Source organism: Myroides phaeus, from assembly GCF_009799805.1.
Lineage (GTDB): Bacteria > Bacteroidota > Bacteroidia > Flavobacteriales > Flavobacteriaceae > Flavobacterium > Flavobacterium phaeum_A.
Genome location: NZ_CP047050.1, coordinates 1,786,520 through 1,802,000, shown reverse-complemented (window position 1 = coordinate 1,802,000; position 15,481 = coordinate 1,786,520). Strand labels below are relative to the sequence as shown.

Here is a 15,481-nt window from a genome sequence, read left to right as displayed (position 1 = left end):
TTTATACTAACCTCCCTTTTTTTGCTACAAACCATAGCAATACTTTATACTCCTACAATCGTTATATTCCTTATTTTTGGGTTTTAAAAACATTTATTCTCTATGTCACAAGAACTCTTAATTGGTCTATTAGCAATTTTAATTATTGTAGCCTTTTTTATAGGAAAATCAGGAAAGAAAGATGGTTCTACTAACGAATCAGCGATTAAACTACAAGCTGAAAACGACTTTCAAAACAAACAAATTCTTCAACTTCAAGATGAAAAACAAAGTATGGAAGATAGCAATGAAATCTTGCGACAAGACAACCAAGAATTAATTGCCCGTATTAGTATTCGCGAAACGGAATTTGCTAATCTTAAAGAGCGCTTAGAACAACAGCAACAGGAAACTCAAGCATTGCAAGAAAAGTTTACGATTGAATTTGAAAACTTAGCCAACAAGATCTTAGAAGAAAAGAGTGAAAAGTTTACCAAACAAAACAAATTGAACTTAGAAACGATTCTTACTCCTTTGCAAGAGAAAATACTTCACTTTGAACAAAAGGTAGAGCAAACACACAAAGAGAGCATTGACCACCACGCGGCATTGCGTCAACAAATCTTTGGTTTACAACAAACCAATATGAAGATGAGTGAGGAAACACTAAACCTGACAAAAGCACTAAAAGGAGATAATAAAATGCAAGGGAATTGGGGAGAAATGATTCTTGAAAGTGTTTTAGAAAAATCTGGTTTAGAAAAAGGTCGCGAATACGAAACACAACAAAGTTATACGACAGAGAATGGAAACAAACTTCAACCGGATGTTGTTATCTATTTACCAGACCAACGCCATATGGTTATTGACTCTAAAGTATCTTTAGTTGCCTATGAACAATACGTTAACACAACAGATGCAGATGAACAAAGACGTTATCTACAAGAACACCTAATATCTATCAAACGCCACATAGATGGTTTGTCTGAAAAGAATTATTTTGAACTGTACAAAGGGACAAGTCCTGATTTCGTTTTATTGTTTATTCCGATTGAAACAGCTTTTTCAACTGCTATTAATGCAGATAATAGTCTATACACAAAAGCATTTGAAAAAAATATAGTTATTGTAACCCCTTCAACTTTGTTAGCAACGCTAAGAACTATTGAATCAATGTGGACACAACGTAAACAACAAGAAAACGCGTATGAAATAGCAAGACAAGCTGGTTTGTTATATGATAAATTTGTTGGACTAATTACTGATTTAACGAAAGTTGGTAAAAAAATTGATGAGACTAAAAACGAATACGAAAGTGCTTTTAATAAATTAAGTGAAGGAAAAGGAAATTTAATTACTTCTGTTCAAAAATTAAAAGATATGGGCGCTAAAGCAAAGAAGAGTTTAGAAAATAATTTACTTGACAAATCGGAAAATAACTCCTAATTTTTCTTTTTTTTGACAACTTTTATATTTGTTTTTAATATAAAACCGGTATAAATTTTAAAATATGCATTCTAAAGCTTATTTTTGTGTTTGTTATTTATCATATCAGTTATAATTACTTTACAAACTTTGTCCTATGACTTTTACAGATATGCACCCAGCAGATATTGCTGAAGCTATTTCAGAAATGAAAAGAAAACAGCGAAACCTTGAATTTTTAAAGCTTTCGCCCGACTTGAAGGTTGAAGTCTTTTCTTTTCTTGACATCAATATCCAAGAGGAAATTGTACACAGTATGACACAAGAGGATTATGCTGATGTATTAAATAACCTTGAGCCTGATGACCGTACTGAATTATTAGAAAACTTTCCAGATGAATTAATTAAGTATTCTATCAACTTATTAAATGATACGGAAAAACAAATAGCTTTAAACCTAATCGGATACAAAGAAGATAGTATTGCCAGACTGATGACGCCCTTGTACATTCAAACAAAGGCAAACAGAACAGTAAAACAAGTTCTTCAGCATATCAAGAAATACGGAAAAAAAGCAGAAACATTAAACTACATCTATGTTGTTGATGATAACAACAAATTAATTGATGACTTAAAGTTGGGTGAGCTTGTACTTGCAAATGAAGACACTTTAATTTCTGAATTAGTAGATGATAGTTTTGTTTCAATCACCTCAACTACTCCAATGGAGGAAGCGTTTGATACGTTTGAAAAATACGACCGATCTGCTTTACCAATTATTACTGAAAAAGGAGTATTGGTTGGAATTGTAACCTTTGATGATATCTTAGATAAAATTAAAGAACGTGATACAGAGGACATCCAGAAATTCGGGGGGATGGAAGAGTTAGATTTATCATATACACATACACCCCTATTTGAATTAGTCCGCAAACGTGCTGGTTGGTTAATTATCCTATTCTTAGGAGAAATGTTAACTGCCTCTGCCATGGGGTATTTCGATGAAGAAATTGAAAAGGCAGTTGTACTTGCTTTATTCGTTCCATTGATTATTTCCAGTGGTGGTAACTCAGGTTCGCAAGCAGCATCACTTGTTATTCGTGCTATGGCGTTAGGAGAATTGAAATTAAACGACTGGTGGTATGTAATGCGTAAAGAGCTTGCTTCTGGGGTTATGCTTGGAGGATTATTAGGTACCATTGGATTCATCCGTATTCTAATCTGGCAAGAAGCAGGAATATACGATTATGGAGAACATTGGGTATTCGTAGGATTGAGTGTATCTGTATCGTTGTTATTCATCGTTCTTTGGGGAACACTATCAGGTTCGTTAATTCCATTTATACTTAGAAAGTTCGGAATGGACCCTGCAACGGCATCTGCTCCATTCGTAGCTACTTTAGTAGACGTTTCTGGATTGATAATCTATTTCTCTATTGCAGCAATGTTCTTAACAGGAAAAATACTTTAAAACGACTTAAAATCAATATAACAAAAAAGCTTGAAGTTAATTCTTCAAGCTTTTTTTATTTTCTCTTATTACTAATGCACTTGTAATAGATAAACATCGCAATCGTATTTCTTTATTTCGTTGTTCTATAAATTGTCTTAGATAGAAACACTTTCTTGTTTTACTTCACAATAAACAGCTTTCGAAGCTATGCATATGCTATACTACATAAGTTATCCTCTATCTAAACACAGGTTTTAGTAAACTAATCTATTTCAGTTGCATTGCCTTGCTACTTGTTTACATCAAGTATTGTTGAACTCTAATAACAACCTTCTTAATCCCTACTTTTTGATTAATAGAAAATTCTTGTTATCAATCGTATTATAAGTCTGTGGATTTACCGTGTCATTATAAGCAGTTACACGCGTAGTGTATTCCTCTTTATAGGTGTTCTCTTGCTTCATCACAACCACTTTTTTTTGCGAATTTTTCACAACCACTTTCTCTTTGCTAACTGTACAACTAATACAGCCTAAAAAAACAACTAATAATAATAACAACTTACCCATATTCATTATATTTAATTGATAATCATAAATATACAAAACGATATTATATCTCCTCTCTAAACTTTACTTTTTTCATATTAGGCAAAAAGGCAGCTATAATTCCAATTAAAGGTAAAAAAGCACAAATGTGGTATATGTGTTCAATAGACGTTTTATCTGCCCACACCCCTAATATAGCTGATCCTAAACCACCCATACCGAATGCAAAACCGAAAAACAAACCAGATACCATACCTATCTTCTTAGGCAACAATTCTTGTGCATACACTAAAATAGAAGGAAATGCAGAGGACATAATTAAACCGATAATAACGATTAATATACCTGTCCAAAACAAATCTACATAAGGCAACAGCAGTGTAAATGGCGCAGCTCCCAATACAGAGAACCAAATAATATACTTACGCCCTACTCTATCTCCAAAGAAACCTCCGATCAAAGTACCTGCGGCAACGGCAATTAAAAAGTAGAATAAATATACTTGTGCTTGGACTTCACTTACGCCAAACTTTTCCATCGTAAAGAATTGGAAATAACTTGAAATACTCGCTACATAAAAATACTTTGAAAAAATCAGCAATAACAAGACAGCTATAGCTGAGTTAACACGAAACTTAGACAATTCAGGAATGCGAATTACCTTTTTCTTTTTGTGAACCGGATTACTTAAAATCCCCTTATACCAAGTACCTATAAAATAATATACAAACTGTGCGACTAAAGCTACAAACACAAACCACAATAAGTGTTGCTGCCCCTTTGGCAATACAATCCACGCTACTAACAACGGAGCTAATGCCGTACCTGTATTTCCACCTATCTGAAAAATAGATTGTGCTAAACTTCGCTTTCCACCTGAGGCAACAAAAGATACTCTTGACGATTCTGGATGAAAAATAGAAGACCCTATTCCAATCAATACAACAGAACACAAGACAATAGCATAACTTGGCGCAAAGCTCAACAACATCACCCCTAACATTGTGCAAATCATCCCATACATTTGAGAATAAGGTTGTGGATTCTTATCTGTATAATTTCCAACTAAGGGTTGTAGTAAAGAGGAAGAAACTTGATAACAAAAAGTAATCATACCTATTTGAGCAAAACTTAGATTATAGTTTTCTTTCAACATCGGATACACAGCAGGCACCACGGCTTGCAATAAATCATTACATAAATGTCCAAAGCTAATTGCTAATAAAATAGGATACACTGTCTTTTGTGCCAGCGATTGCTGTCCTACTTTATCTAACCATTTCTTTTGAAAACCGATAAAATTAATCATATAAATGTTGTTTGTGAGTTCGTAAATATAGCTGTAAAAGCCCTAAAACTTGGTAAATGTGCATTTTAATTTTTAACTGAAGAGATTTTTACTATTTTTACTACTCACACATCTAAAATAATTACTTCATGCATTCGTCTAACTCACAAATGAATAACAAATCGGCATTAAAAGAAAATGAAGGGGTTGAACAACCTCACATTACTAATGCTAATGCTATTCAACGTTTTCAACAAAGACGCAAGCAACGTATCAGTACGGAAGAAATTATCAAGCGAATTACCAACCACGATAAAGTGGCTTTAAGTCAGGGTATCACGCTTATTGAAAGTCTTAATCAAGACCACCATAAACAAGCAGAAGAAATTATTCAAGGTTGTTTACCTTTTGCAAACAAATCTATACGCATTGGTATAACGGGAGTTCCTGGTGTTGGAAAAAGTACGTTTATCGAGTCATTCGGACAACTATTAACAGCAATGGGTAAAAAAGTAGCCGTATTAGCTATTGACCCAAGTAGTAGTATTACCAAGGGAAGTATTTTGGGGGATAAAACAAGAATGGAAGAACTTGTAAAAGATCCTAATGCTTATATCCGCCCTTCTGCATCAGGCGATAGCTTAGGTGGGGTAGCTCGTAAAACAAGAGAAAGCATCATATTATGTGAGGCGTGTGGTTTTGACACTATCTTGGTAGAAACAGTTGGTGTAGGACAAAGTGAAACAGCTGTTCAAAGTATGGTTGACTTCTTTTTGTTGCTTAACTTAGCTGGTGCTGGAGATGAGTTACAAGGAATTAAAAGAGGGATTATGGAAATGGCTGATGCTGTTGTAATAAACAAAGCTGATGGTGAAAATATAAAAAGAGCTCACCAAGCTAAGTTAGACTTTAATAGAGCATTGCACTTATTCCCTAAAAAATCATCTGATTGGACTCCAAAAGTTACTACTTGTAGCGCATTACAAAACACAGGGATTCAAGAAATATGGGATATCATTGAAAAGTATTGTGAATTGACAGCACAAAACAATTACTTCCAAAATCGCAGACAAGAACAGAATCAATATTGGATGATGGAAACCATTAATGAGAACATCTTAATGAATTTCTACAATCACCAAGGTATTAAATCGCTAATTACGGAAAATAAAAAAGCAGTGCAAAACAATGAATTATCACCTTTTGCAGCTGCTCATAAAATTTTAGAATTCTATTTTAAAGAATAAGAATTAGTCTTCTTCTCCCAATTCTTCATCTTCAACATAACGTTCCATTTCTCTCTCGTAAAACTCTCCAGCTTTAACGATCAATCCTTCCATTTCAGCTTCTACTTCAGCTTCTTCATTCTCCTCGATAGTTTCTAAAAACTCGATTTCATCCGTATTTAAGTTGATAATGAATCTTGGAAAATCTAAATGTACAATGAAGATATCATCTGGAAACTCTGTATTATCTGCTAAAACAAATTTAGGTAATTGCATATTATATGATTTTAATTATTTATTAATTTATTTGATAGTTTGTGGAAGCGAAGATATAAAAATATTGCCGCAGTAGTTAATCCTGCTAACAATCCAATCCATATACCTGGCGCACCTACATCGGTGTATAATCCTAAATAGATTGACACAGGGAACCCTATAATCCAATACGATATAAAGGTAATAATCATTGGTATATTTACATCTTGTAATCCACGTAATGCACCAAGTGTTACCACCTGAATACAATCTGATATTTGGAAAATTGCAGCTACTAATAATAATTGTCCTGCTACTCTAATCACTTCGTCATTCAACACAGCATTTACCTCATCTTTGCTGTCTAAAAACAACATTGGAATATAATTGTGAAACAATACAAAACACAAGGCAAATACAGTATAAATGATAATTGCCATTAATAAGATAGAACGAGCTACAACTTTTAACTGCACATAATTTTTAAGTCCTTTCTGGTTTCCAACGCGAATCATTGCTGCTACACTCAATCCACTTGCAAACATAAATGTCATTGACGACATACTCAACGCAATTTGATTTGCCGCTTGAGCTACTGTACCAATCATTCCTGAAAGCCAAACAGCTCCAACGAATAGCGCAACTTCAAAAAAACTCATCATTCCAGAAGGAATCCCAAGTTTACTTATTCTATTTAGCATATCCTTTTTTAAGTCAGTCAACTGCATCTTAGACATAAATGGCTTGAACATCTCTTGGCGATTCAAAGCAAAGTGCATATACACAATCATCACCAAACGCGAAATAAGTGTACCATACGCTGCCCCTAACATCCCCATTTCGGGGAAAATCCACACACCATAAATCAAAACGTAATTACAAACAATATTTGTTACATTGGCAATTATGGTTGCGTACATTGAATTTTTGGTCTGACTTTTACCATCGGCAAACTGCTTATAAGCTTGATACATTACCATTGGAATTAAAGACAACGCCACAATATCTAAGAATGGTTTTGCCAATAAAGTAACATCCTCTGGTTGTCCCATATGCATTAATAACGGCTTAGAAAAAAAGATCAATAAAAACAATCCAATTCCTAAAGTCGTACACAAAAACAAGCCGTTCACAAAAATACTTCTTCCCGTATCTACATCATTCTCAGCATCACTATGTGCTACAAGAGGGGTAATAGCAGTAGAAAATCCAACTCCTAAAGAGATGGCAATAAAGACAAAACTATTAGCTAACGAAGCAGCTGCTAATTCAGTTGCTCCAATTTTACCAACCATAATATTATCTATTACTCCAACAATTGTATGTCCCAACATGGCTAAAATAATTGGATAGGCAAGTCGGATATTGTAATTAAACTCTTTAAAGTAAATAGATAAATTCATCTTTTTTTTTGCAAATATACAGAGTTGAGCCCGAAATAAAATTTTCACTTCTCTTAATAAATTAAAAATGTTTAGCCAACGGCAGGTTTTTTGTTTATATCATCCACTATAAAACTAATAAAACTCAAAACCTATGTTCGCATTAAGTAAAAAATTCGCTTTTACTTTACTAACAGGAGCCTTACTTATAGCTTCACCGGCTATGGCTCAACAAAAAACTAAAGCTTATTACCCTAAAGGATTCCGCGTTGGTTTCGGAATTAATGGTGGAGTACCGACAGATTCGAAATACGATGCTGCTTTAGGTGTTGATGCAAGATTACAATATGATGTAAGCAAAAAAACATCATTTACACTTACCTCTGGATACACTCATTTATTTGATGGAGATAACGGAGATTTAGGTTTAGTACCTGTAAAAGCAGGTTTCAAACAATTCTTAAGCAAAAATATTTATGCTATGGGAGAGTTAGGAGCAGCTATTGGTACACATAAAGAAATGGGGAACTCATTCTTATGGTCTCCTTCAATTGGTTTTGCAAACAAATTCATTGATGTTAGTTTACGTTATGAAAACTACAATGACTACAACACAGACCAAATTGGCGTACGTGTTGCTTATGGTTTTAGCTTAAAGAACTACAAAAAACACAACGAAAAAGCTAAAAACAAGCACAACAATAAGTACAAAAAGAAACACAAGAAAAATAAATAAGCCAGCCAAAAAACACAACAGAAAACAAGCCACAATTAAAAACGCCTACAGCATATTGCTCGTAGGCGTTTTTTACTTTTTATACTTTATGCTTTAGAAACTGTGGATCATTCTTCTTCATTCCCTTTTGTTTGTACATCACCCTCTAACAACATTTTCTTATACCTTTCTAAATCAACTTTTATATCTTCAGCAACCTCTGGTATCTTCACATCTGTAAACTCACTAAATATTTCATCCAATATCTTTGCAAAAATATACCTACAAACTGCTTTATCATCTGCTGGAATAACGTACCACGGACATTCTTCTGTTGATGTTGCATTGATTGCTTCTTCATAATATTGTTGATATAAATCCCAATATTCCCTCTCCTTCACATCTTCAGGCGCAAACTTCCAATTGTGCTTCCCTTGGTCTAATCGCCTTAAAATTCTCTTCTTCTGTTCATCTTTACTCAAGTGTAGGAATATCTTAATAACCACTACTCCATTGTTTTGAATATGTTTTTCAAAGTTCTTAATCTCATCTAACCTATTTTCCCAAAACTCATCTGTAATATCTTCTTCTTTTGTTATGTGTGGCAAGCGTTCATTTAAAACAATCTGCGGGTGAACTCTTGAAACAAGTACATTTTCATAATGTGTCCGATTAAATACTGTAAACTTACCTTTCTCTGGTAAGGCTACATAATGACGCCACAAATAATCGTGTTCTAACTCATAAGAAGTCGGTTTCTTAAAACTCTGAACAACAACTCCCCTTGCGTTGAAAGAGCGAAACACCTCTCTAATCAAACTGTCTTTTCCTGCTGTATCCATCCCTTGTAAGCAAATCAAAACACTGTATTTATTGTGTGCATACATCACATCTTGAAACTTACCAAGTTTTCTACTCAGTCCTTCTAACTTGCGAATAGCCTTCTTTGATGTAATATCTATATCGGGTTTCGTTGGTAATTTTTCCAGTTCAATTGGATTGTCTATCCTATAATTTTCTCTTATCTTCATAACATACTTTTTGTAAAGTAAAATTTACTACTTTTTATTAGTTAAACGAATCATATTCAAATATTTATTTCAATGAAGCAAATTGCATTAGAACTACTTTTCCAAATATTCGGTATAAGCGCAGCTTCTGGCCTTGTCTACAACGATAATCAAATTCACTTAATTGCTGACAACTCGACCAACTTCTACCATTACAATATGGAGAAAGAACAGCTTTTCAAAACACCTTTAACAACAGGAGGTAATGGTATAGACAATATTGTGAAAAGCGAAAAACCAGACTATGAGTCAATCACAACAGATGGCATCAACTATTATATCTTTGGATCAGGTTCAAAGCCTAACAGAATAAACTTGGTTGAAGTAAACAGACTAACAAATGAGGTAATTAGTGAAAATGACTTAGATATTTTATACGACTCAATGAAGAGTTTCGCAAACTTATCTGAGGAAGATTTTAATATAGAAGGAGTTGTTTTTGATGAAGAACAATGGTACTTTTTTAACAGAGGAAATGGCCCTAAGGCAGCTAATGGAATATTTGTTGTAAAGGGAGCAAACATCTTAAATGACTTTCAAATTACTTATACTCCTATAAAATTACCTAAGATTCAGAAAGTACAAAGTAGCTTTACAGATGCTGTAAAAGTAGGTGATAAACTATACTTTTTAGCAGCAGCAGAAGATGGCCAATCTACTTATGCAGATGGAGAAATCAAAGGAACCTTAGTCGGTCGTATTGACTTAAAGAAGTTGAAAGTAGAAAAAACAAAAGTAATTTCTGAGACACATAAGTTTGAAGGTATTACACTGTTTGACCAAAACCAATCAACAACAACATTCTTATTGTGTGAAGACCCAGATAATGACGATAAAGCAACGGGAATTTACAAGTTAACCTTATCTAATTAGCAACTATAATTAAGCTGTATTGTATTAACAACAGCTTAGTTTCTATTACAAAACACATCCATTTTCTTGTCTATTGACACAAAGCCTATAGCACAAGACAACAATAAAAAAGGGAAAGTATAATTGATATACTTTCCCTTTCGTTTCAAAATTATATTGAATCAGTTTATTTCACTTGTTTATAAAATCTTCTATTGGTCCATACAGCCAGTACAAAATAAAATATACAAACTGCCCACATCTCAATAAACAGACTTTTCATTTCAGCTAAAGAAGCACCAAATTGACTCAATGCTACAAAGCCTTGTGCTCCTGCTGTGCTCGGTACAAAAACAGCTACAATCTTTGCCCAAGTAGGGAAAGCAACTGTAGGCCAAGATACCCCAGATAACAATAACGTTGGAATTGAAAAAATTGTTACTGTCATAATTGCATCTTCTCTCTTTCTAAACAAGTTTACAAGAGCCATTCCCATAAAAGTAACCGCTAAAATAAATGGCGTTAAGAACACCATAATTTCAAATAAATTACCTCTTTGTGGAAACGTAAAAATATGCATAACCACACAAATTTCAATTAACAATAACGTCATTGAAATTATTAAATAAGTCAATGCTCTTCCCAAAGTTAAAAACACACTTCCAAAACGTCTGTTTGCAAATGCAAATGTTTCAGGAAACTTATTAAGCTCACGCATTGTACCACCTAAAATTCCCATTCCCGACAATTGCAATGTTTGCAATGCGATAATAAATACTACGGGAATTAAGAACGTAGCATATCCTACGTTGATGTTATACAAAGGAGCTGCTGTAATATTAAATGGTCGTCTTGTAGCAACAGCTTGCTCCATTGGAATACCACTTGATAGCATTTTATTTACCTCTACCTGTCCGTTAAAAGTACCTAAGGCCTTCATAACAGCACCTATTGTTTGCTTGTAATACAACATATAAGAAGCATCACAATAAGCAGACACGTGAGGCATTAATCCTTTTTGTATATCTCGTCCAAAGTCAGCAGGTATTACAATAATCCCCTTAACTTCTTCTTTGTCATATAATTCTTTAGCCATATCAAGGCTTGCCGTATGATAAGCAATAGTTAATTGAGGAGTAGCCTCAATCATTCTGCTCACTTGCTGGCTTAGCTTTGAGTGGTCATTATCAACCACAGCAACAGGTAAGTCGTTAAATGTCTCGTGAGAATACACATACGAATAAAAGAAACCAACTAATAAAACTGAAATAATATAAGACATCACAATAGCTGAGTCTGCAAAAATCAGTTTAAACTCTCTTTTACACGCTTCAATAATTAAAGCAAAACTTTCTATAATTCCCTTAAACATTGTAGCCTCCTCTCTTTAATTTATCATAGTAAAATGGTATTCCTATAATTCCTACACATACAAAAACAGCAAGTGTAATTACATACGTTTGTTGTACACTATTATATGCAAATCCTCTTACCACATAATCCACAATAAAACGCATATAAGCGTGGAATGGAAAAATATAGTTAAAGCCTCTAATGAAAGCACTCATCCCTTCTGGTGGAAATGTATATCCTGCAAAAGAGAAAGCTAATGCAGCATAAGACCCTCCAATTGTAAGAGCTGTTCTCATACTAAACATCACTGAAGCTAAAAAGAAAGCCATACTCTGACATACCACAATAAAAGACAAGAAAAACAGATTAACGACAAAGAAACTGCCGTGAAACGGAATTCCTATCTTGTAGTACAATAAGGCATTCATAAAGAAACCTATGATAGAAAACACAATTGTGTAAGGCAATATCTTACCTAAAATAATAGTAAATATATTTCCATTACCTTGTACTAATAGCTCACGCCCTTTTCTATATCTCAATACAGAACCAAATACATAGATAGAAACCACCATAATTACAATCTGAAATGCCATTGGCATAAACGCAATTGTAAGGTAATATTCATAACTTGTATATGGGTTATACAAAACGTGAGAATCTGTACCTACAGGAGAAACCATAGTTACCGCCTGCTCCATCATTGCCCCACCTTGTTGTAAGGTCTGAATACGCGCACCTGCGGCAAAAGCACCTGCAGTCAACTGAAAATCACGAAGTATTAAACCTGCTGGCAATAAATACTGCCCATTATAATAACACGTAATGTTTGTATAAACACTTTTCTGTACGTTCTTTTGAAAGTTTTTAGGAATAACAACCATTGCAAATGATTCCCCTCTACGAACAGTTCCTTGTCCTTCAATTTCATCAGCAACCTCATATGCAATTTTCATTGTTGATGTTGATTCCAATGTACGTGCAAATTGACGAGATAACTTACTCTTATCTAAATCTAACAAAGTAATCGGTAGATCCCTTGAAACTCCTTTGCCTAATAATGAGGCATAATAGATAAACAGTATCAAAGGGACTCCCAACATCAATACTAATAGCCTCGGACTTGTAAAAATCCTTGTGCATTCTCCCTTAAATATGGACCAAAAACCCTTTTTCACTTTATCTATTTATTTATTTCAAACTACTTTCTAATACTAATGCACTCATCCCTGGTCTTAGACCTTCCACTTTAGTTGTTGGGTATGCTTTAATTAGAAATGTTTTCATATCAAAATCACCTTTTGCTTTTGTAGCACTCCAAGTAGCATAATCACCCTGTGCAGCAATATATTTTACTTCAAGTTCAATATTGTCTTGTCCTAAAGCAGGAATACTAACAGTAAACTTAGTATTCATTTTAAACTTAGGCATCAAGTCTTCTCTAATGTTGAAATAAATCCAAACATCACTTAAATCTACTAAGTTAACTACAGGATAACCAGAGTTTACAATTTCTCCTTTATTAGGCATAATTGTTAATACCTCAGCATTTTGAGGAGCCTTAACTTGTCCCTCACCTTGTAATATTTTCACTTCTTCTACAGCAGCCATTGCTTGGTGCACTTTAGCCATTGCAGCAGTCTTATCTTCAACACGCGCACCTTTCAATGCCATTTGATATTGAGAATGAGCTGCCTTTTGAACTTCTTGTGCTGCCTTATATTGTGTGTAAGCCTCATCTCTTTTTTGAGCAGGCAATACTTTCTCATTAAACAAGTTTTCAATACGCGCATACGTTTTTTCAGCTAATTCAGCTCCAACCTTTGCTTGTTGCCACATATTAAAAGCAGCTTGAATTTCTTCTTCTCTTGCTCCTTTATTAGCTTTATCATCTAAAGCTTGTGCCGCTTTCTGAACAGACTCTGCTTGTGTTAATTTAGCATCAATCTCCGGAGTACTGATTTGCAATAAAACTTGTCCTGCTTTTACTTGCTCCCCTTCTTTTACATAAATATCACTAATACGACCTGGTATCTTTGACGCTACATTAATTTGCGTTGCTTCAACCTGACCTTGAATATAAGACTCTGTTGGAGCACTCATATACCACAATGACACTGTTAAGATAACTACGATTACAAATAGCCCTACAATTGCACTTACTATCTTATTTCTTTTCATCTCTAAATCTTATATTACTTTGTATACTGTAAAAATTCATTACTCAATCCTGTGAATTCAAATAAAGAAGCCAAAGCTACTGCATAATTAAAATGCGCTTGTAACTTCATTAACTTCACACCTGATAATTTCATCTCTGCATCTACCACGTCTGTTGATGTAGCAAACCCTTCAGAGAACGCTTTATTTCGAACACGTAAAAACTCTGTTGCCAGTGTTTCTTGAACTTTTAAATTATCAATTTGTTCTTCTTGCTTTTGAATATCTTGATATAGTTTAGCCACTAACATCTTGATATCACTTTGTGCTTTTATTTCAAACAGCTCAACGCTCTCTTTTGTAGCCTTAGCTGCTCTAATCTCGTTTTTATTTTTAAATCCTTCAAACAATGTATAAGTAACCCCTACACCAATAGTCCAAGGTTTATTGTCATTATTTAAGATATCTAAGCCATTCATTGGGTTATTATGAGCTAAGATCGTTTGTCCAAAAGCCAATACCGTTGGATAATTTGCAGATTGCTTAACCTTAACGCCTTGCTCTGCTAATTCTTTTTGCAAAGCTACTTTTTGTAACTCAGGATAATTCGCAACAGCAGACTCTTGATAGAACGCTAACCCTTCTAAAGAAGGCACGATAAAAAAGTCGCTTTCCAATTCGTTGTTTACAGCTTCTACTTCTAACGTATTTGCTAAAGCTACTCTTGCTAAATTTGCGTCTTTTGTTGCCGCATCCAATTGTCGTTTAGCTTCAGATACCGCTACATCTGCAGAAAGTTTTTCAACTGGAGCAATGATTCCATTCTCCTCCAATTTAGTAGCATCGTGTAAGTGGTTTTCCATTCCTTTTAAAACTTCCTTACGCACAACTACTGCCTCTTCTGCCAACTTAACAGTAAAATATCTCTGAGCAAGCTCTGATATCAATTTATTCTTTGCACTTGCTAACTCTTTCTCACCTATTTCTTTTTCAATAGCGCCTGCCTTTATTGCTGCGTTGATTTTACCTCCCGTAAACAAAGGCATTGTTGCCATGAATCCTCCCATAGCCATACCGCGTTTATTAAAAGTAACCTCCCAATCTCCAAGTACGCCCGGATTTGGAAGATGTACAAAATCACCTACGCCATTTCTTAATCCATTTAAATCAACCCCTAACTGGCGGTCTTTATATATACCTAAACCAAAAGCACGTATTGTAGGATAACGAAGGCCTTTTCTTGCTTTCCATTCAAACTCGTGAACCTCCTCTTTTTTCTCAATAGCTTTTAACAAACTATTCTCCCTATTCATTATTTCATAAGCTTCTGTAAATGTCATTGACTGCCCAAAAGCAGTATTTGTTCCACATACACAAAGAAGAATCCCCCCTACTATAGAAAGACATTTATTCAATTTCAATTTCTTCATTAACTTACATTGTTATTTTAAACATACACAAATATAAAGACTATAAAACTTTGACCTTTACTGTTTTCAAAATCTGCATAAAATTAAACTATTTTATGCAAAAGTAAAGTCATAATCAAAGTATTTAATACTTCCATCAATAGATTACTCATTTTATTTAGAGCTTTACCGCAAACTTTAACTTAATACAGGTTTTGTTTGTTTTCTATTTATTATTCGCAAATTATCAATAAACAAAACATATGCCATTTATACCTTAAACAAACTTAAAAGAAAAGAGCACCCCTCATAAAATATGAAAGATGCTCTTTTCTTATATTGTGAAAGCTTCACTGCGCACTCAAT

Annotated in this window: 14 protein-coding genes; 5 read left to right on the top strand and 9 right to left on the bottom strand. The window is 34.1% G+C overall.

All coding sequences use genetic code 11. The annotated features are described in order from the left end of the window. Window positions 1-102 precede the first annotated feature (102 nt). Together GQS07_RS08115 and mgtE are read left to right on the top strand one after the other, a co-directional pair. Window positions 103-1,425: a DNA recombination protein RmuC gene (locus tag GQS07_RS08115; RefSeq protein WP_158210370.1), complete on the top strand. Its 1,323-nt coding sequence runs from the start codon at window positions 103-105 to the stop codon at window positions 1,423-1,425. Window positions 1,426-1,561: 136 nt separating this feature from the next. Then, window positions 1,562-2,875 carry a magnesium transporter gene (mgtE, locus tag GQS07_RS08110; RefSeq protein WP_158210369.1) on the top strand — a complete coding sequence of 438 codons (1,314 nt, stop codon included), beginning with the start codon at window positions 1,562-1,564 and terminating at the stop codon, window positions 2,873-2,875. Window positions 2,876-3,198: 323 nt separating this feature from the next. On the opposite strand, the gene GQS07_RS08105 is transcribed toward mgtE, so the two are convergent. Beyond that, entirely contained in the window at window positions 3,199-3,426 is a 228-nt protein-coding gene (locus GQS07_RS08105; protein ID WP_158210368.1) for a hypothetical protein, read from the bottom strand. 43 nt (window positions 3,427-3,469) lie between these two features. After that, the gene (locus GQS07_RS08100) at window positions 3,470-4,714 is read right to left on the bottom strand and encodes an MFS transporter (protein ID WP_158210367.1); all 1,245 of its coding nucleotides are present in this window, start codon (window positions 4,712-4,714) and stop codon (window positions 3,470-3,472) included. Between the two features lie 149 nt (window positions 4,715-4,863). On the opposite strand from GQS07_RS08100, the gene meaB reads away from it, so the two are divergent. After that, the gene (meaB, locus tag GQS07_RS08095) at window positions 4,864-5,940 is read left to right on the top strand and encodes a methylmalonyl Co-A mutase-associated GTPase MeaB (protein ID WP_233269247.1); all 1,077 of its coding nucleotides are present in this window, start codon (window positions 4,864-4,866) and stop codon (window positions 5,938-5,940) included. A 3-nt stretch (window positions 5,941-5,943) separates the two neighbouring features. On the opposite strand, the gene GQS07_RS08090 is transcribed toward meaB, so the two are convergent. Together GQS07_RS08090 and GQS07_RS08085 are read right to left on the bottom strand one after the other, a co-directional pair. Then, window positions 5,944-6,195: a hypothetical protein gene (locus tag GQS07_RS08090; protein WP_090408651.1), complete on the bottom strand. Its 252-nt coding sequence runs from the start codon at window positions 6,193-6,195 to the stop codon at window positions 5,944-5,946. An 11-nt stretch (window positions 6,196-6,206) separates the two neighbouring features. After that, complete coding sequence (locus GQS07_RS08085) at window positions 6,207-7,577, bottom strand: MATE family efflux transporter (protein ID WP_158210365.1); 1,371 nt, start codon at window positions 7,575-7,577, stop codon at window positions 6,207-6,209. Window positions 7,578-7,710: 133 nt separating this feature from the next. Between GQS07_RS08085 and GQS07_RS08080 the strand changes: the two genes are divergently transcribed. Further along, window positions 7,711-8,292: a hypothetical protein gene (locus tag GQS07_RS08080; protein WP_158210364.1), complete on the top strand. Its 582-nt coding sequence runs from the start codon at window positions 7,711-7,713 to the stop codon at window positions 8,290-8,292. Between the two features lie 107 nt (window positions 8,293-8,399). Here the strand turns inward: GQS07_RS08080 and GQS07_RS08075 are convergent, their stop codons facing one another. Continuing rightward, window positions 8,400-9,302 (bottom strand): PPK2 family polyphosphate kinase, encoded by a 903-nt coding sequence (locus GQS07_RS08075; protein ID WP_158210363.1) that lies wholly within the window; start codon window positions 9,300-9,302, stop codon window positions 8,400-8,402. 72 nt (window positions 9,303-9,374) lie between these two features. Between GQS07_RS08075 and GQS07_RS08070 the strand changes: the two genes are divergently transcribed. Continuing rightward, complete coding sequence (locus GQS07_RS08070; RefSeq protein WP_158210362.1) at window positions 9,375-10,214, top strand: DUF6929 family protein; 840 nt, start codon at window positions 9,375-9,377, stop codon at window positions 10,212-10,214. 166 nt (window positions 10,215-10,380) lie between these two features. On the opposite strand, the gene GQS07_RS08065 is transcribed toward GQS07_RS08070, so the two are convergent. Genes GQS07_RS08065 through GQS07_RS08050 form a run of 4 tightly spaced genes read right to left on the bottom strand, consistent with a single transcriptional unit; the run spans window position 10,381 to window position 15,136 of the window. Beyond that, window positions 10,381-11,565: an ABC transporter permease gene (locus GQS07_RS08065; RefSeq protein ID WP_158210361.1), complete on the bottom strand. Its 1,185-nt coding sequence runs from the start codon at window positions 11,563-11,565 to the stop codon at window positions 10,381-10,383. Then, a complete protein-coding gene (locus GQS07_RS08060) occupies window positions 11,558-12,724 on the bottom strand; it encodes an ABC transporter permease (RefSeq protein ID WP_262885438.1) in 1,167 nt (388 codons plus the stop codon). The genes GQS07_RS08065 and GQS07_RS08060 overlap by 8 nt, the downstream gene beginning before the upstream one ends. Before the next feature lie 13 nt (window positions 12,725-12,737). Continuing rightward, entirely contained in the window at window positions 12,738-13,727 is a 990-nt protein-coding gene (locus GQS07_RS08055) for an HlyD family secretion protein (RefSeq protein WP_158210360.1), read from the bottom strand. A 14-nt stretch (window positions 13,728-13,741) separates the two neighbouring features. Then, the gene (locus GQS07_RS08050) at window positions 13,742-15,136 is read right to left on the bottom strand and encodes a TolC family protein (protein ID WP_158210359.1); all 1,395 of its coding nucleotides are present in this window, start codon (window positions 15,134-15,136) and stop codon (window positions 13,742-13,744) included. Window positions 15,137-15,481 lie beyond the last annotated feature (345 nt).

Coding starts and splice junctions, on each gene's coding strand:
- GQS07_RS08115 (WP_158210370.1), top strand. CDS start 103: ATGTCACAAGAACTCTTAATTGGTCTATTAGCAATTTTAATTATTGTA.
- mgtE (WP_158210369.1), top strand. CDS start 1,562: ATGACTTTTACAGATATGCACCCAGCAGATATTGCTGAAGCTATTTCA.
- GQS07_RS08105 (WP_158210368.1), bottom strand. CDS start 3,426: ATGGGTAAGTTGTTATTATTATTAGTTGTTTTTTTAGGCTGTATTAGT.
- GQS07_RS08100 (WP_158210367.1), bottom strand. CDS start 4,714: ATGATTAATTTTATCGGTTTTCAAAAGAAATGGTTAGATAAAGTAGGA.
- meaB (WP_233269247.1), top strand. CDS start 4,864: ATGAATAACAAATCGGCATTAAAAGAAAATGAAGGGGTTGAACAACCT.
- GQS07_RS08090 (WP_090408651.1), bottom strand. CDS start 6,195: ATGCAATTACCTAAATTTGTTTTAGCAGATAATACAGAGTTTCCAGAT.
- GQS07_RS08085 (WP_158210365.1), bottom strand. CDS start 7,577: ATGAATTTATCTATTTACTTTAAAGAGTTTAATTACAATATCCGACTT.
- GQS07_RS08080 (WP_158210364.1), top strand. CDS start 7,711: ATGTTCGCATTAAGTAAAAAATTCGCTTTTACTTTACTAACAGGAGCC.
- GQS07_RS08075 (WP_158210363.1), bottom strand. CDS start 9,302: ATGAAGATAAGAGAAAATTATAGGATAGACAATCCAATTGAACTGGAA.
- GQS07_RS08070 (WP_158210362.1), top strand. CDS start 9,375: ATGAAGCAAATTGCATTAGAACTACTTTTCCAAATATTCGGTATAAGC.
- GQS07_RS08065 (WP_158210361.1), bottom strand. CDS start 11,565: ATGTTTAAGGGAATTATAGAAAGTTTTGCTTTAATTATTGAAGCGTGT.
- GQS07_RS08055 (WP_158210360.1), bottom strand. CDS start 13,727: ATGAAAAGAAATAAGATAGTAAGTGCAATTGTAGGGCTATTTGTAATC.
- GQS07_RS08050 (WP_158210359.1), bottom strand. CDS start 15,136: ATGAAGAAATTGAAATTGAATAAATGTCTTTCTATAGTAGGGGGGATT.